The organism is Paenibacillus baekrokdamisoli, assembly GCF_003945345.1.
GTDB lineage: Bacteria > Bacillota > Bacilli > Paenibacillales > Paenibacillaceae > Paenibacillus_Z > Paenibacillus_Z baekrokdamisoli.
Window position 1 is genome coordinate 1747162 of the sequence record NZ_AP019308.1, and the last position, 23539, is coordinate 1770700.

Here is a 23539-nt window from a genome sequence, read left to right on the forward strand (position 1 = left end):
CTCGGAAAAAGTATTCATAAATGACAAAAAAATGCAGCGTATTCCCACAAAATAATGTAATTAAAAGGAGCAAACCGATATGATGAAAGCAGCCATTTATTATGGAAAAAATGATGTTCGTGTAGAAGAAAAACCGATTCCAACAGTAGGCCCCAAAGATGTATTAGTTCGTAACTTGCGAGGCGGCATATGCGGCACGGATATTAATATCGTGAAAGCCGGCGGAGGGAATATAGGCATTAGTCTCGGCGCCGAGTTTGGACATGAAATGGTCGGCGAAGTCGTTCAGGTTGGAGCGGACGTATCTGCCGATATTAAAGTCGGTTTGCGCGTCGGCATTAACCCGATTACGGCGAAACGAGCTGGGCGACGCAAATCACTGGAATGCTCTGGTTTTTCTCAATATGTTCTGATCGAAGATGCAGCGTTAAATTATAACTTATATGAAATGGACCACAACATTCCATTAGAAACAGCAGTATTAATGGAACCTGTAAGTGTCGGGCGGCATGGCGCTTTTCGTGTAAACCCACAGCCGACAGATAAAGTCGTTGTATTAGGCGCTGGTCCAATTGGTCTTTCAGCTGCAGCAAGCTTGATTGCAGAAGGCATTACGAATGTATGTGTCGTTGACATTGATGATTGGCGTTTACAAAAAGCGACAGAACTAGGTGCTGTTACAGTGAACTCAATGAAAGAGGATTTAGTAGAAGGTTTAACAAAACATTTCGGTGCAGTAAACGTTTATGGTCATATCGTGCCAGATGTTGATATTTTTATTGATGCAGCCGGTGCACCCGTTCTGTTCGAAAAGGTAATGAAAATCGTTAAGTTTCAAGCGAAGATTTCTATCATTGCGGTTTATAAAAATGAAGTGCCTGTCAGCTTAGCCCAAATGATGTCGAAAGAACTGCAAATTCAAGGTGCAAGCGGTTATACGCATGAGGATATTACCAAGGTGATCGATCACCTCGCCAATAAAAAAACAAATATTGCCAATATCGTCACGCAGGTCTATAAACTAGATGATATCCAGGAAGCATTCACCGCAGCCATCGAAGCCAAAGAGGCTATCAAGGTTATCGTTGATTTATCGTAACACTGAAGCGGTCAACTTATCGGCCCTATGCGAAAACGGGGCCGTGATCGCCGCCGACGGAGGCTGGAAGGCGTATTAATTCGATCTTGCGATTCCATGGCAGATATACCGCCATTCAGCCAGATCCCCAACATCGTGCAAGAACGAGGAAGGGGTGAGCAATGCTCCAAGCTTGCTTAACCCTTCTTTTCTTTAACTGGATCTGTTTTTGAAAACAATGGCCAGATTTTTCGAATGCATTTTCTAAGATTATCAGCATTTTTGTTATTCTAAGTTCGTATTTGGGGTTATAGTTGGTAACCCAAAGATTACGCATCTGGGTACGGAAGGGCTCATCGGCTCAGGTAGCGGACAGACGAAGCTTTCCGACGAACGGGAGCGGCGCTGCAGTACGGTCGGGAGCTGTGGACTTGTCTCGATCTGTGGTTGAGCGACCGGTATCCGGGGCACTCCCCCGAGGAGCTGCGTAGCGATTTGCTGTTCGGGTATTGGATGGGCGTCGACCGGATGTATGTGGAAAACCTGAACTACGAGGACAGCCTTGTTGCAGCGGAACATGACAACGGTGTGCGAACGAATAAGCTGACCGCATGGGAAGAGCAGCTCCGATGGTTTGCACGCCACACTTGCCTGCCAACCCGAGACCGTATACATCCCGCGAGGTCAGGCCGGATATTGCGATCATCCGCTTCGACGACACTGACTTCGGTCAAGCCGGCGAGCCATTCTAGCCGGAATGGCTGTACGGATCCAAGTCGTTGCACTCCAGTGAAGTGACCTCCCATTGGCTGTAAATTTGGCATCTGCTGTCGCATGGCGTCATTCCTGCGGATAGCCTTTGCTGGATTACGGCGAAGTACGCCTCGATTCCCCATCGCTCTTTCGCTCCGCTGAACGGTGTCGTCGTATACGATCACAAGGTCGGGAGAGAGCAGATTGAACCGCTGAAGTTTTCTTTTGTAAGCGGTATCATTGACATAAGCAAGGAAACATTGGAACAATTGGACGGCATGGTGGAGCGAACGGGCTTGTCGTCGTCACGCCCCCCGCGCTTGCGCTCGATTTCCTGAAAGCCGACTACGGCGGCGGAAGGGAGGTGATGGCTAGGGGATCGGACAAATGTATCTTGAGCGACGATGTACTGTCTGATCGCGTCAGGAGCACATTTCGCAGTACCTGGGCAAGGAAGACGAAATACACTATGTATTCAGCAAACGGGAGACCGTGTTCAAGCCAGCAGGGGGGGACGAAATCGAAGTAATCGAAAGTTGAATGCGAAATCCGAAAATCGGAATAAATGCGGCATCGCGATAGGCCGTATGCAAGTTTTCATCGAGTGCCGCATCCGGGAAATCCAGTGAACTCTATGATCGAATCAATATTCATCGGGAGATCGAAACCGATTCCCCCGTCGGCCGGACCAATTAAGTTGAAGGAGAGTTTATGAATGAGCAAAAAAATGAAAACGGTTATTCTTGTTTGGTTAGTGGCCATTATGGCCGCCGGGGCACTGCCGGGAGCGACAGTTCATGCGGCGCCGCCCCAAACGTCCTATGTCAGCAATTCGGCAGGAAACGATGCCAACAGCGGTATTAGTACAGCGGCGCCTTGGAAGACGCTGGCGAAAGTGTCTTCAGTCACGTTCAACCCGGGCGATACCGTACTGCTGAATAGAGGCGACACATGGACGGGTGAAACGCTTTATTTGAAAGGAAACGGCTCCTCCACCGATTGGATCACGCTGTCCGCCTACGGGACGGGCAACCGACCCGTCATTTCGCCGTACGCTTCGCAAGCGGCCATTCCCGCTCCGGACCCGAGCAGCGTCGCCAACAACGGCTTACTCTATGCGATTAAGCTGGACAATACGGCAGGCTGGAAAATAACGGGGCTGGAAATCGCCAACTCGAGAAGCGGTATCGTCTATATAAATGGGGCGGAAGGAGAACGCGACGGACTATGGGTGGAAGACTGCTATATCCACGATATTACGAATTGGCCACTTACGCCATATCCCGCAGCGGAAAACCGAGTACCTGAACTGGTAATGATGCCGTATTCAGTTGGCATCTTTACATTTCTGAATTCTGGAGAAAGATTACAGCATGTTACGATTAAAATCGTATTTTCGAAAGAACGGATGCACAAGCAGCCCATCCTCTGACGAGGAACGAGCTGCTTTTTACTTTTCTATCTCTTTTTCCATCTTGGAGTACCGATTCCCTCAAAATCGAGGCTTTTGCAGGGCTCTCTATTCAGGTGCTGAAAATTGCAAATATGGTATTAGGTTCTCGTTTTTACGGCTAACCCACTAAACGATACAGGCCCAACAACATCGGCTCTTGTATTTGCAGTACGGTTTTCTGCTGTGACTGTGTAAACATGGGTACCAGCTCTTACATTTCTATCTTCCGCCTGGAACGTAACTGCATAATTTTGTTCAGAACCAGCAGATTCGATCCCTTGTTGTGTGTTGAAAATCTCTATTCCATCGCGAAAGATTCTAAAGAGTATTTGCGCAATGCCAGTGACACCTCGAACACCCACGGTTGCTACCAAATCTACCCGATTAGGTTGAGAATTAACTGGAATCCGTATAGTGATTGTTGCAAGGCGAGATCTTGCTGGTGAACGTCGGATAATAAATGAGTTTGCTAAGTTGAATCTACGGCGCGGCTGGACGGCAGCTTTATCGAGAATACGTACCAAAATATCAACTCCTCTTGTTTTATATCTCCAATATATGTTGGTCAAAAAGAGAATGATTGGACAATCATGTAAGATGCTTTGATTTGAAACAAATACATTATTGACACACACAGCTGACTGACAGTTTTCATGTGGCGTTTAAAAATGTTGTTGACACGACACCAAATGGTGGCCTATGATTAAAGCGACACTAAATGGTGTCAAATCAGGAGTTGCCTCGTGGGCGCTACGTCCGAAGTGGCTAAGGAGGTTGTGAAATTAACGGCTGTCCCTTAGTAATAATATTTAGGAGAGGGTGTTGTGAGCGAGAACAACCAGTTGCGGGATGTGTTTGACGCGATTGCAGATCCAACTAGGCGCCGACTGATTCGTCTGTTAGCAGAGGTAGAGGAGATACCGCTTCATGAGTTAACGGCACAGTTTCAAATGGGCCGTACAGCGGTATCCAAGCATTTGACAATCCTTAAAGAGGCCGGACTGGTACTTGACCGAAAAGTCGGCAGAGAAACGCGATTTAGGCTAAACGCCTCTCCACTCAGAGAAATTAAAGATTGGGTGGCTTTCTACAGCAAGTTCTGGAGTACGAATATGTTGCGCTTGAACCAACTATTAGAGGAGGAAGAAGAATGAGTTTAACATTATCCTTGGATTTTCAGTACACGACATCGATCGAGAAGCTTTGGTCCGCCATAACCGATTCAAACAAGCTTGCCAAGTGGGTGGTCAACATCCACAATGGTCAGGCGATGGATAATGATTTTGAGCCCGTCGTAGGACACCGTTTTCAGTTTCGCACTCAGCCGTCCGAATATTGGGATGGCATTATTGACGGAGAAGTGCTTATCGTGGACGCACCAAACCGGGTGTCCTATACTTGGGCCAGCGGAGGGGAGAAGCACACGGTCACCTGGACGCTGCAGGATTTAGGGGACGGAAAGGTTAACCTTCATCTCGAACAAACCGGATTCGCCAATGCCCAAGGTCTCGAAGGCGCTAGGTATGGCTGGGGTAAATGGTGCGGCGAGCTTGAAAAGGTATTGGCCTAGTTGTAAAAGGAAGGGGGAGCCTTATGAATATCATTTTTATTATTCTACAAAGTTTTCTGCTCGTCTCCATGGCCTTTGGCGGCGGAAGCAAGCTAGCTGGTGCGAAGAATTTTGTTGAAATGTTCGAGTCGCTAAAACTGCCGCAATGGTTTCGGGTTGTTACTGGGCTCGTTCAACTAGCCGGGGCAGCCGGACTTGTTATCGGATACTGGAACCCGGCGGTAGCCGTATGGGCAGGCATTTGGATTGGCATCACGATGCTAGTGGCAAGCCTTTTACATTTCAGAGTCAAGCATCCTTTTGGAGAAGCGATACCGGCCTTTGTGATTACTTTGATTGCAGCCACTTTGGTAGTTGTGCACCAGGTAGCATGAAGAAGAACGGATCGATGAAACTCGAGTCTCCATCAGAGCTGATAGACGCAAAAATCGAGGAGCTAGGCAACTGGAGGGGAGAGATGCTCTCCCGGCAACGCGCGCTAATCAAATAGGCGGACCCCGAAGTTGCCGAGGAGTGGAAGTGGAGAGGGACACCAGTCTGGTCGCACAGGGCTCTTCAACGCTAGTCTCGAAGGCAACAAATGGTGGGCCATCGACTTCCATAAAGGCGACCAGATTGATGAGGATGCTCTAAAGATTGGAAAGTATTCACACTCCTTTCGGAGAGCCTACGGAGCCCCTATGCAGGGCTCTTTTTTCATATCCAAAAGGAGGCAATACAACCTCATTCGTTCATTCAATCAAGATTGTATTGTCAGCGGTTTGCAGCCATAAAATGAAATAATGGTGAAAAAATCATTTATAGGATCAAGAAGTTGTCGGAACAGATAACAACATACGGGGGCTAATTAGGATCAAGTGATGAATCGGATAATGTTACGAAGGATGCTATACTGATAAAAGGAGTAGAACTTTTCAATCATCTGATATTTTGCTGCATGAAAAATCAGGCGACTTGATCTACCGCATGATATGCTCCTTTTGAGAGGAGGGATCGCCGTGGATTGGCTTCAACGTATGAACCATGCTATTGACTATATTGAAGACAACTTAGAAAATAATATTGATTATGAACAGATTGCTAGAATTGCTTTATGTTCTGTTTATCAATTTCAACGCATGTTTTCATTTGTACTTGAAGTACCTTTATCAGAATATATCAGGCGCAGAAGGCTTACGCTTGCCGCCTTTGATTTAAAAAACAGAAATAATAAAGTGACTGATATAGCCTTGAAATATGGATATGAAACGCCAGAATCATTTGCGCGAGCATTTCAAAATCTGCATGGATTGACTCCTACATCAGCGCGCAATGCCGGAAGTCAGTTAAAAGCCTATCCTCGCATCTCCTTTCAAATTATATTAAAAGGAGTTGTCGGGATGAATTATCGAATTGAGAAACGGGATGCTTTTCAAGTTTTTGGGTTAGAGGATCTATACAATTACGACAATATTGCGAACCAACAAGGAGTATCTATCCCGGAGGTTTGGCAAAACATATGCAAGAATGGCGAGTTTGATAGATTACGCCAGTCGGTAATTGGGGATTGGTGGCGCGAAGGCAATTTCAGCAAGGAACTTGGAGCAGTTTTTGCATACGATGCCTACAAATTCACAAGCAATACTACTTTCCCTTATCTTATCGGGTGTTACAAATCGGAGAATAGCAAGGTCAATGGATATACAGTTGTTGATGTTCCAGCATCTACTTGGGCGGTATTTTCAACATTAAGTGATGGGAATGGCAGCGGCAACTATGATTTGCGCTCATTAAAAAATCGGATATTTTCTGAATGGTTACAAACATCTAAGTTTAATGTTTTAGATGGCGGCAATTTCGAAATGTATTGTACAAACAAAGACGGTTATGAATATTGTGAGCTATGGTATCGAATTGAGGAAAAACAAATAGGATAAGCACAAAGCTCGCTCCGCTAATGAAGCACAATAGTTCAATGCTTAAGGCTGCCATATGGCAGCCTTTTCTCAACAAATGGGTAGATTCGCACTACAAAAATTAGAAATTAATATAACAATATCCAATCTCATCTCAATCATTTAGATAATGATGGGAGAAGCACAGCATGGAATTCTCAGAAAGATCACACTAGAAAACCGACGTGCCGTATTTTTTCGCAAATTGATACACCGAATCGGCAAATGTTTTTTTCTGTACTATGAGATAAGTAACAAGGGCCTCTCTGTCTTGTATCGGCACACTCCAATCCCCAGGAATTTCCCGAATCACTTCCTCAATAAGGGCTTCCGGTAAAGCAAGGATCTGTTCAATATATGAAGAGAGTATCGATGGATCTTCGAGCATACCCACAGTCCAAATATGAACGATAGAATCCTTTTTAAACTTATCGTGTTCTTGCAATGTTGCTTTGTTCCATTTGTATCCTCCCGGAAAACATTTTCCGTGATCGATCATATGAATATCATATTTGCCTTCCGTCAGCCGCTCCAGAAGAATGTTGCTTTTTGTACGGTCAGAGTTATGCACCCAATGGTCGAATACGAAAATTCCGGCCAAAACCTGGTTATTTTTGATTTCCGTTTTAGTCGGATGAGGGGGTTCCTTCGAGAGGCCTATGCAATTGTCTAAAAATAGGCTCGCAAATTGTGTGCCCGGATTGTATTTGGAAGAAAATTTTTTTGGTATATATTGAATCTGCTGCTCTGTCATATTCACCATTCTAAATGGCACTACAGGCAAAGAAAGGTGTTGCCCTAATCTGGCGATCACGAATTCGTTTACCAGTTCCCTTGTCCCGTGGAAATTGTTTTTACATTTTACCGCATAACGGTTTCCATCATTAAATGACAACAAATGTGCGGCTTTTCCAGACAGCGTCTCCAAATATTTTATCGGTTCTAAAGATGTCATCGCTCCACAACCCTTCTTTGATAGCATCTAAAATTACAATATACAAAAATAATTGAAGAGTATGGACAAAAGGGATATTATTTTTCAAACTTGCCGTTACTGAAGCGCGGTGAACCTTATCATAAATAAGGGTTGAGGTCATTAAGCTCCCTCGGAAAACGCTAGTTCAATGCAAACAGATTAAAACCTCTCATTGGAAGCAAACCTAGATTTAATAGGTCTAATGGGAGGTTTTATTATGAATTAAAGGGAATTGTGGAGGCTGTATATCCGATTAGCTGCCGTTTGAAGCCAAACAGCTTTGGACATCGTATTTGCTTTATTCGATCTCTTTTTCGTTTTGCCTATGAAGAAACATATCTAACTTCTAATCCATCTCTATAATTAAGAGAACCTAAGATGGAGAAGCGTATTCATAGTTCTTAATCGTGGAAGATGTGATTCATTTGAAGATTTCATGCCTATCCCTTCGAGAATGAGTCCTACTTGAGTTCCTATTCAGTACCAGCTGCCGAGTAGGAGAGGTTCAGAAGATAAACGTTGAAGACCTATACTGGCAGAATTGCTCTGCAATTGTCAATGGTAAGGGATCCATCCGCCGAATGTATAACGCCATAGAAGGAAACACTTTCACCTATCAAGAAACGGCCTTTTTCCTACGGGAGGGTCTAACGGTGAAAGGGAAGTCACTCCGTGAACACATTGAGGTTATTAATCATGCGGAAGCAATAGATTTTCTGCAAGAAGGAATTACGTTGTCATCAATCGATCGTCCGCGCGATCTTAACGCCTGTATCGCCCGTTCCAAGAAGACCGTATTCCACAGTACGATGGATGCTACCACCAGATTAAGGCCGGAAGCACGATAGCGCAATCTTTGAACTGCATCGGACGTTTTGATTATTATCAACAGCATTTTTTGGAAGACTGGCTTGACCCTTACGTAACGTAATGCTGTATAGTGAGGGTACCGGTAAAAAGCTAGCAACCAAGAAAGGGGATGATCATGCTACGAGAATGGAAAGTTGGAGAACTTGCTAAAATGGCAGGACTGACGGTTCGAACATTGCGATTTTATGATCAAATCGGTTTGTTTTCACCATCGGGCCATTCCGATTCCGGATACAGGCTCTACACCGAAACGGACATTTCGCGTCTACAGCAAATCCTTTCCTTGAAGGAGTTAGGTTTATCGCTGGAGCAGATTAAAGTCATTATGGACGGAGATCAACTCAGCCTGTCAGACATTGTATCCCTTCAAATGGACCGACTCAAAGAAAATATTCGCCTTCAGCAGAAGCTCTTGCACGAGTTGGAGAATGTATCGAGCCGAATGCAAAGGAACGAATTATTGACTGTTGAAAATTTCACCAAAATCATGCAGACGATGAGAATGAATCATGAGAAATTTTTCGTCGAGAGGAAGTCGAGCTGGGAAAATCACCTCGACCAACTTAGTACATATCTAGACGAACATCCGGGAGAACCCGACTAAGGAGGATTTGACTATGAATGAACCATCTGCAAACCATTCCACTTTTGTTATCAAACGAAACTATAAGCATTCGCCTACCCGAGTATTCGCCGCTTGGGCAGGTCAAGCCGCCAAAGCCGGTTGGTTCCCGAAAGCTGAAGAGTTCGACTTTCGCGTCGGCGGACGCGAGTTCAACCGCGGAGGTCCATCCGGGGGCCCGGTCTACACTTTTGACGCCTGTTATCAGGAGATCGTTCCAGACAAGCGCATTGTCTACTCGTATACTATGGACATGGAGGACACGCGGATATCCGTCTCTGTGACGACAGTGGAATTTATTCCTGCGGAGGGCGGCACGCGATTGATATACACTGAGCAGGGCGTTTTTCTGGACGGCCACGATACGCCCGAACAGCGCGAACACGGAACGAAGTGGTTGTTGGACCGGCTCGGCGACGCTCTGGACAGCCAATGAAGGATGCTGCGATCGAATCTAACCTCCAGGCGGGCCTGAAGGATATGAACTCTCACATGATCTGCAAGGCGAATCGCGATTTAGGGCTGCAGCGGTCGAAACCGGCTCATTCTCTTCTTAACAGGATTAGCCATATTTTTGTACACGCTGATAGCCTGCAGGAAACGACCAAATGGTATGAGGATTCCCGGATGGTAACGGATTAATGGTCGTTCAGAAGTAATTCCCAAATCATAGGAGGCAATTACAATGAAAAAAGTAATTTCAAAAGACGGAACCGCCATTGCATTTGATAAATCCGGGAATGGACCGGCGATCATCCTTGTATGCGCTGCATTTCAAACTCGTTCGGATCCGATGATGTCGCAACTTGCTTCGCTTCTGTCACCCCACTTTACCGTGTTCAATTACGATCGTCGGGGTCGAGGGGATAGCGGCGACACTTCGCCGTACGCGGTTGAGCGCGAAGTCGAAGATATCGAAGCTCTCATCAACGAGGCTGGCGGATCGGCATACGTATTCGGCATGTCTTCCGGTGGAGTCCTTGCCCTCGAAGTGGCTCGCAAGCTTGCTATCGCGAAGCTGGCATTGTACGAGCCACCGTTCGTCGTTGACAATACGCGTCCTCCGCTGCCGAAGGGTTACTTAAAGCAGCTCAAAGAGCTGACAACGTCGGGCCGCCGAGGCGACGCAGTCGAGTATTTCTTGACGAAGGCAGCAGGCGTTCCTGCCGATTTCGTTGCTCCGATGCGAAGCGCGCCATTCTGGCCGGCGATGGAAGATGTAGCGTACACGTTGGTCTATGATGGCACCATCATGGGTGACACCATGTCGGGTAACCCATTGCCAGCCGAGCGGTGGTCTTCCGTCTCGATCCCTACGCTCGTGGTGGGTGGAGGGACAAGTCCTGAGTACCAGCAAAATGCGGTGAAAGCGCTCGTGGACAGACTCCCCAATGCAAAGTGCCACATTCTGGAAGATCAGGATCATAACGTGGCTCCGGATTTCCTCGCTCCCGTTTTGACTGATTTTTTCTCCATGTAAATCAAAGGAGACTATAGCAATGAGAAAAATCATTTTACTCATGCACGTATCGCTTGATGGCTTCGTAACAGGACCCAACGGTGAAATGGATTGGATTATCCATACAGAGGAAGAACAGAACTATGTCACCGACTTGCTAAACACCGTAGACACCGTTTTATTTGGATGTGTGACTTATCAAATGATGGAAAGCTTCTGGCCGACTGTACCCGCGCATCCCTTCTGGTCAAAATCGAAGTACCATGCCGAACATGCTGTCTGGATCGAGAAGACAGAGAATTGTTCATAATATTAAGGAATCTATATATACGGATATGGAGTTAATAGGAACGGGAAGTACAATAAAATAATTAAAACTAGAACGCTGGAACGATAAATATAAAAGGGATTATATGCTTCGATTATTAGCGTGGGTTTGATTATTGTTTAAATGGTATATCACGACTAATTGCTTCAAAACTGCCGACGATTTTCGATTTTATTCGGCAGTTTTTTATGCTAGTAATAAAGATAAACCGAGCGATCCTGGAATCGATTGCCTCGCGACGCAATGAAACCAAATAATTAATGAGGCATTTGCACCTCTATTTTAACCCGCGCCCTGCGCGGGTTTTTCATTTTTTACTAAATACGCTCATCCTGGACGATGTCCTAAAAAGGGTAATTTTGTCAAATGATGCGGAATTTGTTTGGATTTCCCGAGTTGTACAGGGGGATGTTCCGTATATCTTGTTTATAATTGAGATGAAATTTTTTGGGCGGCATCCAGAACAATGGGGATTAATTTTGAATTAGAATCTTTTTTCTGCACGACTAGAACAGATACGCTCAAAGCTGCAACAACTTTGCCTTTATTGTTGAAGATAGGTGCTGCAATGCATTCCAAGTGCTCGGAGTACTCTTCCTTGTCGACGGCATAGCCTTGTTTCCTTATTAGCTCAAGCTCCTGCAAAATATCGGGTATTTCCGTTTTTGTAGTGGGAGTAAGGGGGATGAGATCAGAGTTTTTCAGCGCCTTAATGACGTCTTCAATCGGATTAAAGGCCCACATAGCTTTTCCGAGTGCAGTACAGTATGCCGGGGCTTTTTTGCCAACACTTGTATCAATTCGAATCATACGGTCTGCAGCAATTTTATCCATGTGCATAACTTCCCGCATATCGTTAGTAAGAATGCCTAGATTAATACTCTCGTTAAGAGTGGCGAATAGCTTTTCAAGAACAGGTCTAGCAATTTGGGGTAGAGTAAACCCGCGATTGACCTGCGTGGAAAGCTGCAAAAGGCGTAAACCGGGAGTGTAAGCTGCGTTTGATTTGTCGTGCTCCAAAAAATCGTTGTTTACTAATTCCTGCAAATATCGTAATGCGGTGCTAGGAGAAACGCATAGTTCTCGCGAAAGTTCTCTAACACCCGTTTTTTCTTTATTTATCATGATCTCAAGTGTATTTAAAATCAACGTGGCGCTGCTTTCTGAGTTTCCCTTTTTAGGCATTACAATCGCTCCCCTTGACCTGAAATAGAATAACCCTCTTGTAATAAGTGAGGGAATTTGTATTATCATAAACTTTTAATCATGGAGTATATATTTGTATATAGAACATTGTTCTTGTAATTAGAACACTAAATAAATACACGAAAGAGAGTGAGCCCTATGTTTGAAAGACCCCATCAATGGATGAAGAAATTAAATTTAACGCCGGATTTAAACGATTTGCCTCATTCAACAAGAACCTTTGAAGATGGCGGAAAGTTCAGGGTGGAGATTCCAGAAGTCGAGAATCCAGGCGTTTTTGAAGTGATGATCGAAGAAGCCGACAAGCTGGGCGTGCCGGTTCATCGTGTATCGCAGGGAACAGGAATTATGAAGCTTTTGGATAAGGATTTGCGTCAAATGGCTGCAATTGGAGCTGATCGGGGCATTGAGGTTTTCCTTTTTATCGGGGTTCGAGGCGATACCGGAATGGGAGCTCAAGCCCGCAGTGAAGCAGGCGGTTCAACCAGAAAGCGACTGCAAGGCGCAACGCAGCTGCTATATGCCCTTGAAGATGTGAAACGGGCTATTGACGCAGGCATTCGCGGCTTCTTGATTTCCGACGAAGGCTTGATTTGGGTGTTGAGTCAGCTGCGAGAGCTTGGTGAGATTCCGGCTGATGTTGTAATTAAAACATCCGTATCCATGGGTTACGGAACGCCGGCTTCAGCGAAGGTGCTTGAAAATTTAGGTATCGATTCGTTTAATCTGCCGGTGGATTTATCGCTGGGTACGATTGCGGCACTTCGTCATTCCATTCAAACTCCAATGGATTTATATATTGAGGCGCCAACAGGCATGGGAGGGAGCAACCGGTTCTACGAGCTGCAGGATATCGTGAATATTGCGGCTCCGGTGAATTTGAAGTTTGGATTAAGCACAGAGGAATTGACGGATCCAATCGGCATTCATACGCAGGAAAAAGCGGATTTGCAGGTTCGGGAGCGGATTCGGCTGGCCGCAATCGGCTTGGAGATTTTGAGCCATGATGGATATATGTCCTTCATTTCACCGAACGTTAAAAACCGCAAGGGCGTTCCAGTAATTGTATAAGAAAGAAAAGCATATTAAGAAAAGACAGGGTGTGGTGGAATGCGTTTGCGCAGCGAAGAGTGGTTCCAAGGAGCGCCGGACAATACCTTTCAGCATCGTTCTGCGCTGCGTACGATCGGCCACTTGCCGGAAAATTATATAGGCAAACCCATTATCGGGATTGCAAACTCATGGAGCGATTTTAATAATTGCAATATGCCGCATAAGGAACTAGTAGAATGGGTCAAGAAAGGCGTAATCATGGCGGGCGGTTATCCGATGGAGTTCCACACCATTACGACTCCTGCCGATTTAATGAAGCCCTCGGATCTGGTCTATCGTAATTTGATGGCGATGGACGTCGAAGAAATGGTACGGTCTCAGCCCATCGATGGACTTGTCTTATTAGCGGAATGCGACAAAACAACGCCTGCTCAATTAATGGCGGCGGCAAGCTGCAACATACCGGCGATTCAACTGGCGGCTGGGCATCGTTCATCCGGGACGTTTAGGGGTGAAACCGTTACCTATGCCACAGATTTATGGAAATACCTCGATGAGTATAAAGCAGGTTTACTGAAACAGCAGGAATGGGATGAGCTAGAAGGCTGTATGTCTTGCAGTGCTGGCGGCTGCGCGGTCATGGGCAGTGCAAGCACAATAAAGTGTATGTCAGAGATGTTAGGCATGATGCTGCCCGGAACTGCCTGCATCCCAGCTGTCGACTCGAGAAGAGTGGAGGCGGCCATTGCAACAGGAAAAAGGATCGTTGAGATGGTTCAACAGGATCTGCGACCTTCGGATCTAATGACCCCATCTGCATTTCATAACGCGTTTAAATTGCTGGCTGCGCTCGGAGGCTCGACGAATGCAATTATTCATTTGACCGCTATAGCCGGACGCCGTGGTATTCATTTGGATTTAGCGCAAATTCAGACGCTGATGCAGGATATTCCTCTCATCGTAAATTTGCAGCCAAGCGGTTCATTTAATATGGATGCTTACTATCAGGCAGGAGGTTTGCCCGCAACAATAAGGCAACTGCTTCCTTTATTAGAGTCTGCGTGCTTAGGGGCTACAGGAGAAACAATTGCAAAGATATATGGCGAGGAAACGGTTAAGATTCCGGGCGTAATCACATCAATAGATGAGCCGGTTCAAGCAGCGCCAACGTTAGTAATGCTGCAAGGGAACATAGCACCCAATGGTGCTATTATTAAAAAATCGGCTAGCTCGGAGCAGCTTCTTAAGCATAGAGGAAAGGCCGTTACGTTCCATAGCTATGAAGATATGCTGGAACGTATTGACAGCGATGAGCTGGAGGTAGATGAAACCTCGATTCTGGTCATGAAGAATTGCGGCCCTGTAGGGGAAGGCATGCCAGAGTGGGGCTCTATTCCAATCCCGCGCAAGCTTCTGAAGCAAGGGATTAAGGATTTGGTTCGTATCAGTGACGCTCGCATGAGTGGCACCAGCTATGGCACGGTGGTCCTGCATATTGCACCGGAAGCGGCTATTGGCGGACCGTTAGCCATTGTTGAGGATGGGGATATGATCGAATTGGACGTATTGCAGGGCAGCATTCAACTGATAGTGGAGGATGCAGTCATCCTGCAGCGTTTACAGCATTGGCGACGTCCCGTTCCCAGACATCATCGAGGGTACCCGCGTTTATATGCGGACCATGTTTTACAAGCCCCGGAGGGCTGCGATTTCGATTTTCTGCGACCTCAAAGCGTAAACGAATTACCTTTTGTGGAGCCGATCATAGGCCGGGGATAGCGGGAGATTTTGCATCGTTTTACATACGAAGATACGAAGATACGAAGATCATTAAAATGGTGGTTTTGAAGGAAATCGAGGAGGATGTTGGATATGAAACGTTTTGCAGATCAGGTTGTTATCGTTACAGGGGCTGCTTCAGGAATTGGCGAGGCAACCGCAAGGCTATTTGCCGCCGAAGGCGCGAAGGTAGCGGCTGTAGATATTAATGAGGATGGGCTTAGGAGGCTGGCAAACGATTTCGATGCGAGCCATAACGGAGAGATTGTCCCATTTGTTTGTGATCTCATCAGGTCGGCAGATGTGGAGAAAATGGTTGGCGAGATTGCAGTCCGATGGGGAAGAATTGATGTGTTGTTTAACAACGCTGGCATTGAAGAGACCGATTCCATAACTAACACAACAGAGGAAATGTGGGACCGCCAAATTACCGTTAATTTGAAAAGTGTTTTCCTTTGTTCGAAATATGTCATTCCCCATATGCAAAAAACAAACGGAGGCAAGATCATCAACGCGGGCTCCATTGAGGGGATTGTTGCGGAACCTAATGGTGCGGCCTATGTCGCTTCAAAAGGAGCCATCGTTTTATTGACCAAGGAAATGGCATTGTCTTATGCCAAGGATAACATCCGCGTGAACTGTGTTTGTCCGGGCTGGATCGATACCGGGATGGCTAAACGCTCGATCGATAAAAAGGGCGGAATAGAGGTTATGCTGCCGGAAATTCAACGGCTTCAGCCGCTTGGGCGTTTGGGGCAGCCCGAGGAAGTCGGACGTTCTGTGCTCTTCTTGGCATCGGATGATTCTTCCTTTATTACGGGTATTTCATTGATGGTTGATGGCGGATATACGGCACAGTAAGTAGGCAAGTGGTCAGACATTTTGAAAAATGGAGGTCGAATTTCATGAAGAAAATGTCATTTCTGTTGCTGGCTTTATTGTTTGTGGTAGTCGTTGTTCTTTCCGGGTGCAGCTCCAAAGATTCAAAATCCAAAGATGGTGAAAAAGTAACGTTGACTTATTGGACACAGTTCACTGAAAGCTTGCCTGAAAGCAAGTGGATCAATGCTGCGGTGAAACGCTTTGAAGACTCGCATCCTAACGTTAAGGTGAATGTTGTGCACCAAACGCAGGATCCGAGTTATTTTACGATGTTCCAAGCAAGCTCACTTTCCAAAACCGGACCGGATATTGTCGATCTGTGGACGGGGTTGTATGCACTGCGTTATAAACAGTTTCTCGAGCCGTTGAACAAAGTTTTGACCGATGAGCAAAAAGGGAACTTGATTGGATTGCAGTATGCCTCGGATGGATTCGATAGCACAAAAAGTATATACGGAATACCGAGTGAAACACAATTTTATATGGGGTATTACAACAAAAAATTATTCGAAAAAGCAGGGATTAAAGACGTTCCGAAAACATACGAGGAACTTCTCGAGGTTTGCAAGAAGCTAAAGGATGCCGGAATTCTGCCGATTGCGGACGGCGGCTTTAACGGTTCAGCGTACATGCCATTCCAAGGATTCTCTTACTTCATGATGAATACGCTTTCAGTTGATGACATTAATAAACTGCGCACAGGTGAAATTGCTTTAACCTCGCAGCAAATGGTGGAGCCTTTGGAAAAATGGGCCGCCTTGTATAAAAACGGCTACGTTAACACGGATGCTATGTCCACAGTGAATGCGAATAAGCTATTTGTCGAAGGTAAAGCGGCGATGGTATTTAATGATGGCAGTTGGGATATTCCACAATTCCAGGAAGCTCTTGGCGTGGATAACGTAGGGCCTTTCTTCCCGCCGGTATACAACGAAAATGCCCCGTCCAAAGGCTACACGGTCGCTTATCCCGGGGTTATGACTGGGGTTACGAACTATTCTAAGCATAAAGAATTGTCGCTGGAGTTCATTAAAAGCGCATTAGATCCCTCGGTAATGGGCGTTATGGCGCAAGAAGGATTGGTCCCGGCATTGAAGGGATTATCAACAGATTTGATGAAAAATCCGCTGCAGCTTCAGCTTTACAAAATTTTGCAAGAAAACAAAAACTGGCCGATGTTTGACAACTTAATTCAATCTGAAGTTATGTCGACTATGACGAAGGAATTCCAGCTTGTGGCCTTGGATCAAGTAAGCCCGAGCGATGCGCTTAAAGTGATCCAGCAGGCTTGGGATAGTCTGCCGGCTGGCGAGAAAGAAAAATAATGAAAATTTGCATCCAATCGCGTATCCAATCCGCTTACGGATTGGATACGCAGTGAGGAGAGATGTCAATGGCCAAAGCCACAGAAATATCGTTGAATAAGGCGAATCAGATCATCAAGCCACGGAGGAATTGGAGACTCCGATTGTTCGGACGCTATAACATAAATGCGGTTGGATTTATGTTTGTTCTTCCAGCAATCCTCCTCATTGCATCGCTTATTTTCCTTCCGATCGTCAAAGCTATTTTTTATAGCTTTTTTGATTGGGATGGAGTTAATGCGACTTTTACGGGAGTGAGGAATTATTCCTCGCTGTTTTCTTCAACCGTATTTCACGTCATTCTCAGAAACAATTTGATTTTACTGCTTTCCGTTCCTTTTTGGGTAGTTATTCCGCTATTTGCCGCGTATTTACTATATCTTGAACCGCCGGGATGGAGGATATTCCGCGTCATCTTTTTTGTGCCTACGGCGTTGTCATGGGTTATAATTGGAATCGTTTGGCGATTTTTCTTCAGCTATGATGGGCAGTTCAATCAATTTCTTGGCGCAATCGGACTGCCGTCTTTAATCAAGGATTGGTTATCTGATCCAACAATCGCTTTATTCGTATTAATTGCCACCGCAATCTGGGCTTGGTTTGGAACAGGAGTAATCATTTTCTCGGTAGGCATGTCAACAATTCCGACAGACATTATGGAGGCGGCAGCTATTGAGGGTTGTCGGGGATGGCGGCTGTTGTTTTATATTCTTTTGCCTTCTCTGCGAAAGTTTATTGAGTTTTACACCGTCTACAGCATTGTAATGGCGTTTACCCAGATGTTCGGATTAATTTATGTGATGACACAGGGAGGACCGGGCTATTTCACAACAACGGCGGAATATCAGATCTATATGACAGCTTTCCAAAATATGAAGTTTGGTATGGCATCCGCGGTTGGCGTTGTTTTGTTTGTGGCAGTCCTATTAGTTTCATTAGTTCAACAGCGGATTATGCGAGGTGACGATTAACATGCTTCATCCGACAAAAAAATTCCGCGCTAGGGACATACCGGTGCTTGTAGTGCTCCTAGCCATTGCTATGTCATGTCTGTATCCTTTTTACTTTATGCTTGTCTCCTCGTTTAAGTCCAATCAAGAATATACGGTGAATCCGATCGGCTTTCCTAAGCATTTTACATTGGAGAGTATTCAAATGATGCTGGATCAAACCGATGTTTTCCAGTCTTTACTGAATTCTTTATTTGTCGTGTGCGTTTCCGTTCTGATCATCATGATCGTTTCAAGCATGGCGGGCTATTCGTTTAGCAAGCTTAAATTTTGGGGCTCCAATAAATTTTTTATCGTTATTTTATCTACCATAATGATTCCCATTCAAATTATTATCATTCCGCTTTATATCAATATGGCGGATTTGGAACTAGTCAATCATTACAGCTCGATCATTTTGATATATACAGCGATCTCCATTCCTTTTGGAGCCTATTTAATGAGATCTTTCTACACCGGAATACCCAGCGAACTGATGGATGCCGCGATGATAGATGGGCTATCGTATACCCAAATTTATTACAAAATCATGCTTCCGTTGTCAGCGCCTGCTCTTGCTACGTTGGGTATTTTGCAATTTATAAACCTTTGGAACGATTTGTTGATTTCGATGATCTTTTTGCAAGATCCGTCTACTCGTACAGTCACGGTGACGATTGCGGCATTAGCTGGGAGGTACGTGACGAATTATCCGGTTATTATTTCCGGTCTTTTGGTATCGACGATACCAGCGGTTATTGGTTTCCTGACCTTGCAGCGATATCTTGTCAAAGGTATTACAGTCGGTATAACGAAGTGAGAAATACGGGAGGGATCAGTCATGAACAGCAGCAATTGGATCGGTGGAGATTGGATAACGCCTGCGAAAGAATGCTTGGAAGTCATAAATCCATCTCAATTAACTAATCAGGTAGGCGTGCTGCATTTATCTGATCCGGAAATGGCTTTACAGGCTGCGGATGCGGCAAACAAAGCTCAACCTGGGTGGGGAAAACTCCCGAGTGCTAAACGGGGAGAATATTTATTTCAGGTGGCTAATTTACTGATGGAGCATCTGGAGGAGGTGTCGCTTCTTGCCAGCTCAGAGATGGGCAAACCACTTGGAGAAATGCGCGGTGAAGTGATGCGCGGTATTCAAATACTCCGTTATTATGCCGGTGAAGGGGTACGCGCCAATGGCAGTGTTATACCCGCGAACGAAGCTAATATTTTACAATATACGAAACGGGTGCCGCTCGGGGTTGTTGCTATTATTACGCCTTGGAATTTCCCTGTAGCTATTCCGATTTGGAAAATTGCTCCTGCCCTTATCTGCGGGAACACGATCGTCTGGAAACCAGCGGAAACAGCATCTTTGACTGCGACGCGTTTAGTTCAAATTTTCGCAGAAGCGCAGCTGCCTCCTGGTGTTCTTAATTTGGTCATCGGGGTAGGCAGCGTAGTCGGAACTGCCCTACTGGAAAAAGCGGATTTGGATGGAGTGAGTTTTACCGGATCCGATGTGACTGGACTTCGCATTGCTGCAGCTTGTGCGCAAAGGAATATCAAGTATCAAACGGAAATGGGCGGAAAAAATGCAGCCATCGTTCTAAGAGATGCGAATTTGGAAAAAACCATTCCGCAATTGCTTAGCGGAGCTTTTCGCTCAGCTGGCCAGAAATGTACGGCAACCAGTCGTATTATTGTGGAAGAAAATGCATATGAGCCATTGCTTGAGGGTTTATCTAAAAGTGTTTCTGCGTTAAAGGCTGGATCAGCTTTAGATGAAACGGCATATTTAGGTCCCGTTGCGTCCAAGGCTCAATGGGAAAAAGTAAAGGCTTATGGGCATTTGTCGGAAAAAGACGGCGAGATCATAGCACAGGGAAGCTGCTCGGTGGATCCCACGTCCGGATATTTTATAGCCCCGAAGATTGTAACCGGCATTCCGGTCGAGCATGCTCTTGCACAAGAGGAGATTTTTGGACCCCTTGCTGTTATTCTGCGTGCTCGTGATTTTGAAGCATCCATAGAGCTTTGCAATAAGACGGTTTACGGCTTGAGCGCTTCTCTATACACACAGGATTTAACTAAAGCGATGCGTTTCATGGAGGAAGCGCAAGCAGGATTGCTTAAAGTGAATCAGGAAACAGCAGGAGTTGAATATCAAGCGCCGTTTGGCGGGATGAAATTATCAAGCTCTCACTCACGCGAGCAAGGTACCTCAGCTCTTGAGTTCTACAGTCAGGTAAAAACCTGTTCTGTCTATTTTGGCTAGGGGTACGGATCATACACAAATCGGGAAAGTTGTCGCAGCCCTTGAAGAGCTATAGGGTGTGTATGGCGCTTTATGAGGATCCTGCAAAAGTGTATTCGTTGACCATTAAGCGAAACATGATCGCTGTCGTTACCGATGGCTCTGCCGTGCTTGGGCTTGGTAATATTGGTCCACAAGCGGCATTGCCCGTAACCGTTGAGTCGTGGGAGGGTGAACCTCCGAGGATTTTGTGGAGTATACGTGCAGTAGAAACGAATTGGGGGAATATTCCTGAGTATTCCTCTGTTCCCGCATGCCCAACCGTGAGTCCATCAACAGTATCTGCGTACTTTCCGTAAGATTCTCCTAATTTAATGTACGCTCAATATCTTGTCGAAACCGAATCACCAGAATACCTGGAGAACGTACTGGCTATTAGAAATAGTTTTGAGCAGTTAGGTCCTGATGCTGGACCATATGGATGAATATACCAGAGTGTTATGGAATGAAATATCTACGATAAATTTAACAAAATGACCATATAGAATTAATAAAATCCCCGACATCCTTTTATATACTTAAGTTGTTTGATATAGCGATATACAAGGACTAGGTGGTAGATTTAATGTTAAAAAAACGTGATTTGCACGAATGTCATACACTGTATAACTTAATTACGGACCCTGCAGTTTTTCCTTACGTTCGTTATAAATGCCAATTTTATGAACAATATTTATTCATAACCAAACAGTTGATTGTTGAAGAAGAACAGGAGACATGTATTTCTAGAACAATTCTTAACGAGATGGGTCATCCCATTGGTACCATTGATCTATATGATATTGTTAATAAAACGGGCTTCTTAGCCACATGGATTGGAACTCCCTATTTTGGAAAAGGTTATAACCAACGAGCGAAGGAATCCTTTTTTATTGAACTATTTCTTGAACATAATATCGAAACGGTATTTTTGAAAGTCCGAAAACAAAATATTCGATCGAAGAAGGCGGTAGAAAAACTATCGTATGCCAAATTAGCAAATGTTATAAACCATCAAATATATAAATCGATAAATAATACGCAACAGATCTATGATTTGTATCAAGTGGAACGGTTAGACTTTTTAGAATGTAGTAAAGTCATTCAACATGAGGTTGCTACGTAACAACCTGTACAAAAAACTGTCTTCAAATAAAGTTTTGGGGCAGTTTTTTGTACGACGAAAAGCTTCACTAATGGAGAACTATAGCTTAACAATCACTAGGACGAGGCTGCCGTTTCTTAACGGCAGCCTCGTTGAATGGGCAGATTACGTTAACAAAAAAATAAAACAGGCGTATTCTGGAAGCCAATAGTTAACCTATTAGAAGCTGAAGATATTGAATTTTTAGTTGTAAATGCTCAGCATATGAAAGCTCTCCCCGGACGTAAAACGGATGTGAAAGATGCGGAATGGATAGCCCAACTTCTTCGTCATGGACTGCTAAAGGCAAGCTTCATTCCGAACCGTTACCAAAGGGAACTGCGAGAACTAGTTCGTTATCGCCGAAGCATCATTGAAGAACGAGCTAGAGGCGAGGAAATAAAGTCTGGTTCCAATTACTCTGAGGGTTTGGATGATTGGCTAAACGTTCATAAAGGACAAGGAGTTGAAATGCTTGAGCCTGCTAGTCATGCTATCGCAAGAGTAAAAAGCGAATCAGAACTGAGGGAGCTATGGGAGGAGACGGGGGATTCAAGTGAATGGATGGAAATTGTAGAGAATTTGGAAGCCAGACTAAAATCTTTACTATGAAAAAATTTAATAAACACTCAGGACGAGGCTGCCGGTATGATCGGTGGCCTTTATTACATTAACGGGCAGTTATGCGCAATGCGCGCAGGATCGTAAGCGTTGAGCACAGCTTCTATATTAGCATTGACAATGGAACGGGCAATTCGTATGATCCAAATAGGATTGTAAAAAAATGCAAATGGGGTAGAATGCGGATGGCGACAGCTGACTGGGCGAACAAAATTACCGAAATCACATTGTTTGTGGAAGATTTGCATCGGTCGAAGGCATTCTACCAAGAGACGTTCAAACTTGCGATCATATATGAAGATGAAAGCTGCGCCGTGTTCGATTATGGCAATACAAACATCAATCTGTTAAATCAATCGAATGCCCGCAAGTTGATTGAGCCGGCGCAGGTTGGGCGCGGCGGAGATGGCACGCGGTTTCAGTTCACGATCCAAGTGCCAGACGTTAACCGGGTATGCGATGAGCTGGAAGTGCGGGGCGTTAAGTTATTGAATGGACCGATAACGCGCCCCTGGGGGCGGCGGACGGCTTGTTTTGCCGATCCGGACGGGCATGTGTGGGAGATCGCGCAGGTGCTGTAATGAATTAGGATTAGCAGTGAGAGGATCTGGATGTTGAACGATAGTTCGGCTATTATCGAGCAATACATGAGGAATCTGGATAGATATTCGATAGAGCAGTTGCGATTTAAATGCAAAGAAAACGTATGGTCGGTCGGGCAAATGTATATCCACGTGATCGAAGTGGCGAATGAGTATATCGGGCATATTGAAACATGCACCAAGGCAACACACGAAGAGCCTGAAGGCAAGACGGAAGACGGAACGAAGGCGCTTGCCGAAAAAGAGTGGCCCAATATTCGCGTGAAACTTGAGGAACCGCCCAACGCGATATGCAACCCCGAAAGCAAGGATGAAATCATAGCAGGTCTGGAGCAGGTGCTAGAGAAGTTGGCCTACTGGGCGGGTTACGTATATGAGTCGAATCCGGCTTGCAAGGTGCGCCATGGCTGGTTTGGCTGGCTCAACGCGCGTGATTGGTTTGAGATGGTTGGTATGCACAGCTGGCACCATTTGCGCCAGAAGGCGAAGCTGGACGAAAAACTGGCGGAGGCAGGCATAAGATAGCCCGATTTTCTAAAGCTTTTTGCTCACTTATGATT

General features: G+C 45.3%; 25 protein-coding genes and 4 pseudogenes. 24 read left to right on the plus strand and 5 right to left on the minus strand.

The features are described 5' to 3' along the window. The first annotated feature begins 79 nt into the window (after window positions 1-79). Window positions 80-1099 (plus strand): zinc-dependent alcohol dehydrogenase, encoded by a 1020-nt coding sequence (locus EKN16_RS07640; protein WP_232016286.1) that lies wholly within the window; start codon window positions 80-82, stop codon window positions 1097-1099. 527 nt (window positions 1100-1626) lie between these two features. Here EKN16_RS07640 and EKN16_RS07645 read toward each other — a convergent pair. Continuing rightward, entirely contained in the window at window positions 1627-2100 is a 474-nt protein-coding gene (locus EKN16_RS07645) for a hypothetical protein (RefSeq protein ID WP_164522719.1), read from the minus strand. A gap of 446 nt (window positions 2101-2546) precedes the next feature. Between EKN16_RS07645 and EKN16_RS07650 the strand changes: the two genes are divergently transcribed. Next, entirely contained in the window at window positions 2547-3263 is a 717-nt protein-coding gene (locus tag EKN16_RS07650) for a hypothetical protein (RefSeq protein ID WP_125655125.1), read from the plus strand. A 119-nt stretch (window positions 3264-3382) separates the two neighbouring features. Here the strand turns inward: EKN16_RS07650 and EKN16_RS07655 are convergent, their stop codons facing one another. Next, window positions 3383-3808 carry an exosporium protein C gene (locus tag EKN16_RS07655; RefSeq protein ID WP_125655127.1) on the minus strand — a complete coding sequence of 142 codons (426 nt, stop codon included), beginning with the start codon at window positions 3806-3808 and terminating at the stop codon, window positions 3383-3385. Window positions 3809-4108: 300 nt separating this feature from the next. Between EKN16_RS07655 and EKN16_RS07660 the strand changes: the two genes are divergently transcribed. The 4 genes from EKN16_RS07660 (at window position 4109) to EKN16_RS07680 (ending at window position 6770) form a co-directional block, all read left to right on the plus strand. Continuing rightward, the gene (locus EKN16_RS07660; RefSeq protein ID WP_125655129.1) at window positions 4109-4438 is read left to right on the plus strand and encodes an ArsR/SmtB family transcription factor; all 330 of its coding nucleotides are present in this window, start codon (window positions 4109-4111) and stop codon (window positions 4436-4438) included. Continuing rightward, complete coding sequence (locus tag EKN16_RS07665) at window positions 4435-4854, plus strand: SRPBCC family protein (protein WP_125655131.1); 420 nt, start codon at window positions 4435-4437, stop codon at window positions 4852-4854. The genes EKN16_RS07660 and EKN16_RS07665 overlap by 4 nt, the downstream gene beginning before the upstream one ends. A 23-nt stretch (window positions 4855-4877) precedes the next feature. Continuing rightward, the gene (locus EKN16_RS07670; RefSeq protein WP_125655133.1) at window positions 4878-5228 is read left to right on the plus strand and encodes a DoxX family protein; all 351 of its coding nucleotides are present in this window, start codon (window positions 4878-4880) and stop codon (window positions 5226-5228) included. A gap of 624 nt (window positions 5229-5852) precedes the next feature. Then, window positions 5853-6770, plus strand: coding sequence for an AraC family transcriptional regulator (locus tag EKN16_RS07680; RefSeq protein ID WP_125655135.1), 918 nt, complete (start codon window positions 5853-5855; stop codon window positions 6768-6770). A gap of 190 nt (window positions 6771-6960) precedes the next feature. Here EKN16_RS07680 and EKN16_RS07685 read toward each other — a convergent pair whose 3' ends face one another. Further along, window positions 6961-7743, minus strand: coding sequence for a HipA family kinase (locus EKN16_RS07685; RefSeq protein WP_125655137.1), 783 nt, complete (start codon window positions 7741-7743; stop codon window positions 6961-6963). Window positions 7744-8351: 608 nt separating this feature from the next. Between EKN16_RS07685 and EKN16_RS33685 the strand changes: the two are divergent. Next, window positions 8352-8489 (plus strand): annotated as a pseudogene (locus EKN16_RS33685) (Fic family protein); the annotation flags it as partial. A gap of 2 nt (window positions 8490-8491) precedes the next feature. Here EKN16_RS33685 and EKN16_RS33690 read toward each other — a convergent pair. After that, window positions 8492-8623: pseudogene (locus EKN16_RS33690) on the minus strand (Tn3 family transposase); the annotation flags it as partial. A 126-nt stretch (window positions 8624-8749) separates the two neighbouring features. Between EKN16_RS33690 and EKN16_RS07705 the strand changes: the two are divergent. From EKN16_RS07705 to EKN16_RS07725, 5 genes are read left to right on the plus strand one after another with little or no spacing between them, the layout of a single operon-like run. Further along, complete coding sequence (locus EKN16_RS07705) at window positions 8750-9238, plus strand: MerR family transcriptional regulator (protein WP_125655067.1); 489 nt, start codon at window positions 8750-8752, stop codon at window positions 9236-9238. Between the two features lie 13 nt (window positions 9239-9251). Next, entirely contained in the window at window positions 9252-9692 is a 441-nt protein-coding gene (locus EKN16_RS07710) for an SRPBCC family protein (protein WP_125655065.1), read from the plus strand. Then, entirely contained in the window at window positions 9689-9898 is a 210-nt protein-coding gene (locus EKN16_RS07715; protein WP_125655141.1) for a hypothetical protein, read from the plus strand. Before EKN16_RS07710 ends, EKN16_RS07715 begins: the two co-directional genes overlap by 4 nt. A 43-nt stretch (window positions 9899-9941) precedes the next feature. Then, window positions 9942-10736: an alpha/beta fold hydrolase gene (locus EKN16_RS07720; protein ID WP_125655143.1), complete on the plus strand. Its 795-nt coding sequence runs from the start codon at window positions 9942-9944 to the stop codon at window positions 10734-10736. A gap of 19 nt (window positions 10737-10755) precedes the next feature. Then, on the plus strand, window positions 10756-11025 hold the full coding sequence (locus EKN16_RS07725) for a dihydrofolate reductase family protein (RefSeq protein WP_232016290.1): 270 nt from the start codon (window positions 10756-10758) through the stop codon (window positions 11023-11025). A 444-nt stretch (window positions 11026-11469) separates the two neighbouring features. Here EKN16_RS07725 and EKN16_RS07730 read toward each other — a convergent pair whose 3' ends face one another. Next, window positions 11470-12228 carry an IclR family transcriptional regulator gene (locus tag EKN16_RS07730; RefSeq protein WP_164522721.1) on the minus strand — a complete coding sequence of 253 codons (759 nt, stop codon included), beginning with the start codon at window positions 12226-12228 and terminating at the stop codon, window positions 11470-11472. A 183-nt stretch (window positions 12229-12411) separates the two neighbouring features. Between EKN16_RS07730 and EKN16_RS07735 the strand changes: the two genes are divergently transcribed. The 12 genes and pseudogenes from EKN16_RS07735 (at window position 12412) to EKN16_RS07790 (ending at window position 23504) form a co-directional block, all read left to right on the plus strand. After that, complete coding sequence (locus EKN16_RS07735; RefSeq protein WP_164522722.1) at window positions 12412-13320, plus strand: U32 family peptidase; 909 nt, start codon at window positions 12412-12414, stop codon at window positions 13318-13320. A gap of 39 nt (window positions 13321-13359) precedes the next feature. Then, a complete protein-coding gene (locus EKN16_RS07740; protein ID WP_125655149.1) occupies window positions 13360-15081 on the plus strand; it encodes a dihydroxy-acid dehydratase in 1722 nt (573 codons plus the stop codon). A 93-nt stretch (window positions 15082-15174) separates the two neighbouring features. After that, a complete protein-coding gene (locus EKN16_RS07745) occupies window positions 15175-15942 on the plus strand; it encodes an SDR family NAD(P)-dependent oxidoreductase (protein ID WP_164522723.1) in 768 nt (255 codons plus the stop codon). A 44-nt stretch (window positions 15943-15986) separates the two neighbouring features. Next, window positions 15987-17288, plus strand: coding sequence for an ABC transporter substrate-binding protein (locus EKN16_RS07750; RefSeq protein WP_125655153.1), 1302 nt, complete (start codon window positions 15987-15989; stop codon window positions 17286-17288). A gap of 68 nt (window positions 17289-17356) precedes the next feature. After that, window positions 17357-18298: a carbohydrate ABC transporter permease gene (locus tag EKN16_RS07755; protein ID WP_164522724.1), complete on the plus strand. Its 942-nt coding sequence runs from the start codon at window positions 17357-17359 to the stop codon at window positions 18296-18298. Between the two features lies 1 nt (window position 18299). Then, complete coding sequence (locus EKN16_RS07760; RefSeq protein WP_125655157.1) at window positions 18300-19136, plus strand: carbohydrate ABC transporter permease; 837 nt, start codon at window positions 18300-18302, stop codon at window positions 19134-19136. A 21-nt stretch (window positions 19137-19157) separates the two neighbouring features. Continuing rightward, complete coding sequence (locus EKN16_RS07765) at window positions 19158-20594, plus strand: aldehyde dehydrogenase family protein (protein WP_125655159.1); 1437 nt, start codon at window positions 19158-19160, stop codon at window positions 20592-20594. Window positions 20595-20647: 53 nt separating this feature from the next. After that, a pseudogene (locus EKN16_RS33695) lies at window positions 20648-20785 on the plus strand (hypothetical protein); the annotation flags it as partial. 413 nt (window positions 20786-21198) lie between these two features. Then, the gene (locus EKN16_RS07775) at window positions 21199-21738 is read left to right on the plus strand and encodes a GNAT family N-acetyltransferase (RefSeq protein ID WP_125655161.1); all 540 of its coding nucleotides are present in this window, start codon (window positions 21199-21201) and stop codon (window positions 21736-21738) included. Window positions 21739-21903: 165 nt separating this feature from the next. Further along, a pseudogene (locus tag EKN16_RS33700) lies at window positions 21904-22368 on the plus strand (IS110 family transposase); the annotation flags it as partial. A gap of 71 nt (window positions 22369-22439) precedes the next feature. Continuing rightward, window positions 22440-22958 (plus strand): VOC family protein, encoded by a 519-nt coding sequence (locus EKN16_RS07785; protein WP_311547875.1) that lies wholly within the window; start codon window positions 22440-22442, stop codon window positions 22956-22958. Between the two features lie 30 nt (window positions 22959-22988). Then, window positions 22989-23504 carry a DinB family protein gene (locus EKN16_RS07790; protein WP_125655163.1) on the plus strand — a complete coding sequence of 172 codons (516 nt, stop codon included), beginning with the start codon at window positions 22989-22991 and terminating at the stop codon, window positions 23502-23504. Window positions 23505-23539: the final 35 nt, after the last annotated feature.

What these genes read in the sequence shown, in the direction of transcription:
- EKN16_RS07640 (WP_232016286.1), top strand. Translation starts at nt 80, where the DNA reads ATGATGAAAGCAGCCATTTATTATGGAAAAAATGATGTTCGTGTAGAA.
- EKN16_RS07650 (WP_125655125.1), top strand. Translation starts at nt 2,547, where the DNA reads ATGAGCAAAAAAATGAAAACGGTTATTCTTGTTTGGTTAGTGGCCATT.
- EKN16_RS07665 (WP_125655131.1), top strand. Translation starts at nt 4,435, where the DNA reads ATGAGTTTAACATTATCCTTGGATTTTCAGTACACGACATCGATCGAG.
- EKN16_RS07670 (WP_125655133.1), top strand. Translation starts at nt 4,878, where the DNA reads ATGAATATCATTTTTATTATTCTACAAAGTTTTCTGCTCGTCTCCATG.
- EKN16_RS07685 (WP_125655137.1), bottom strand. Translation starts at nt 7,743, where the DNA reads ATGACATCTTTAGAACCGATAAAATATTTGGAGACGCTGTCTGGAAAA.
- EKN16_RS07705 (WP_125655067.1), top strand. Translation starts at nt 8,750, where the DNA reads ATGCTACGAGAATGGAAAGTTGGAGAACTTGCTAAAATGGCAGGACTG.
- EKN16_RS07710 (WP_125655065.1), top strand. Translation starts at nt 9,252, where the DNA reads ATGAATGAACCATCTGCAAACCATTCCACTTTTGTTATCAAACGAAAC.
- EKN16_RS07715 (WP_125655141.1), top strand. Translation starts at nt 9,689, where the DNA reads ATGAAGGATGCTGCGATCGAATCTAACCTCCAGGCGGGCCTGAAGGAT.
- EKN16_RS07720 (WP_125655143.1), top strand. Translation starts at nt 9,942, where the DNA reads ATGAAAAAAGTAATTTCAAAAGACGGAACCGCCATTGCATTTGATAAA.
- EKN16_RS07725 (WP_232016290.1), top strand. Translation starts at nt 10,756, where the DNA reads ATGAGAAAAATCATTTTACTCATGCACGTATCGCTTGATGGCTTCGTA.
- EKN16_RS07730 (WP_164522721.1), bottom strand. Translation starts at nt 12,228, where the DNA reads ATGCCTAAAAAGGGAAACTCAGAAAGCAGCGCCACGTTGATTTTAAAT.
- EKN16_RS07735 (WP_164522722.1), top strand. Translation starts at nt 12,412, where the DNA reads ATGAAGAAATTAAATTTAACGCCGGATTTAAACGATTTGCCTCATTCA.
- EKN16_RS07740 (WP_125655149.1), top strand. Translation starts at nt 13,360, where the DNA reads ATGCGTTTGCGCAGCGAAGAGTGGTTCCAAGGAGCGCCGGACAATACC.
- EKN16_RS07745 (WP_164522723.1), top strand. Translation starts at nt 15,175, where the DNA reads ATGAAACGTTTTGCAGATCAGGTTGTTATCGTTACAGGGGCTGCTTCA.
- EKN16_RS07750 (WP_125655153.1), top strand. Translation starts at nt 15,987, where the DNA reads ATGAAGAAAATGTCATTTCTGTTGCTGGCTTTATTGTTTGTGGTAGTC.
- EKN16_RS07755 (WP_164522724.1), top strand. Translation starts at nt 17,357, where the DNA reads ATGGCCAAAGCCACAGAAATATCGTTGAATAAGGCGAATCAGATCATC.
- EKN16_RS07760 (WP_125655157.1), top strand. Translation starts at nt 18,300, where the DNA reads ATGCTTCATCCGACAAAAAAATTCCGCGCTAGGGACATACCGGTGCTT.
- EKN16_RS07765 (WP_125655159.1), top strand. Translation starts at nt 19,158, where the DNA reads ATGAACAGCAGCAATTGGATCGGTGGAGATTGGATAACGCCTGCGAAA.
- EKN16_RS07775 (WP_125655161.1), top strand. Translation starts at nt 21,199, where the DNA reads ATGTTAAAAAAACGTGATTTGCACGAATGTCATACACTGTATAACTTA.
- EKN16_RS07785 (WP_311547875.1), top strand. Translation starts at nt 22,440, where the DNA reads ATGCGCAATGCGCGCAGGATCGTAAGCGTTGAGCACAGCTTCTATATT.
- EKN16_RS07790 (WP_125655163.1), top strand. Translation starts at nt 22,989, where the DNA reads ATGTTGAACGATAGTTCGGCTATTATCGAGCAATACATGAGGAATCTG.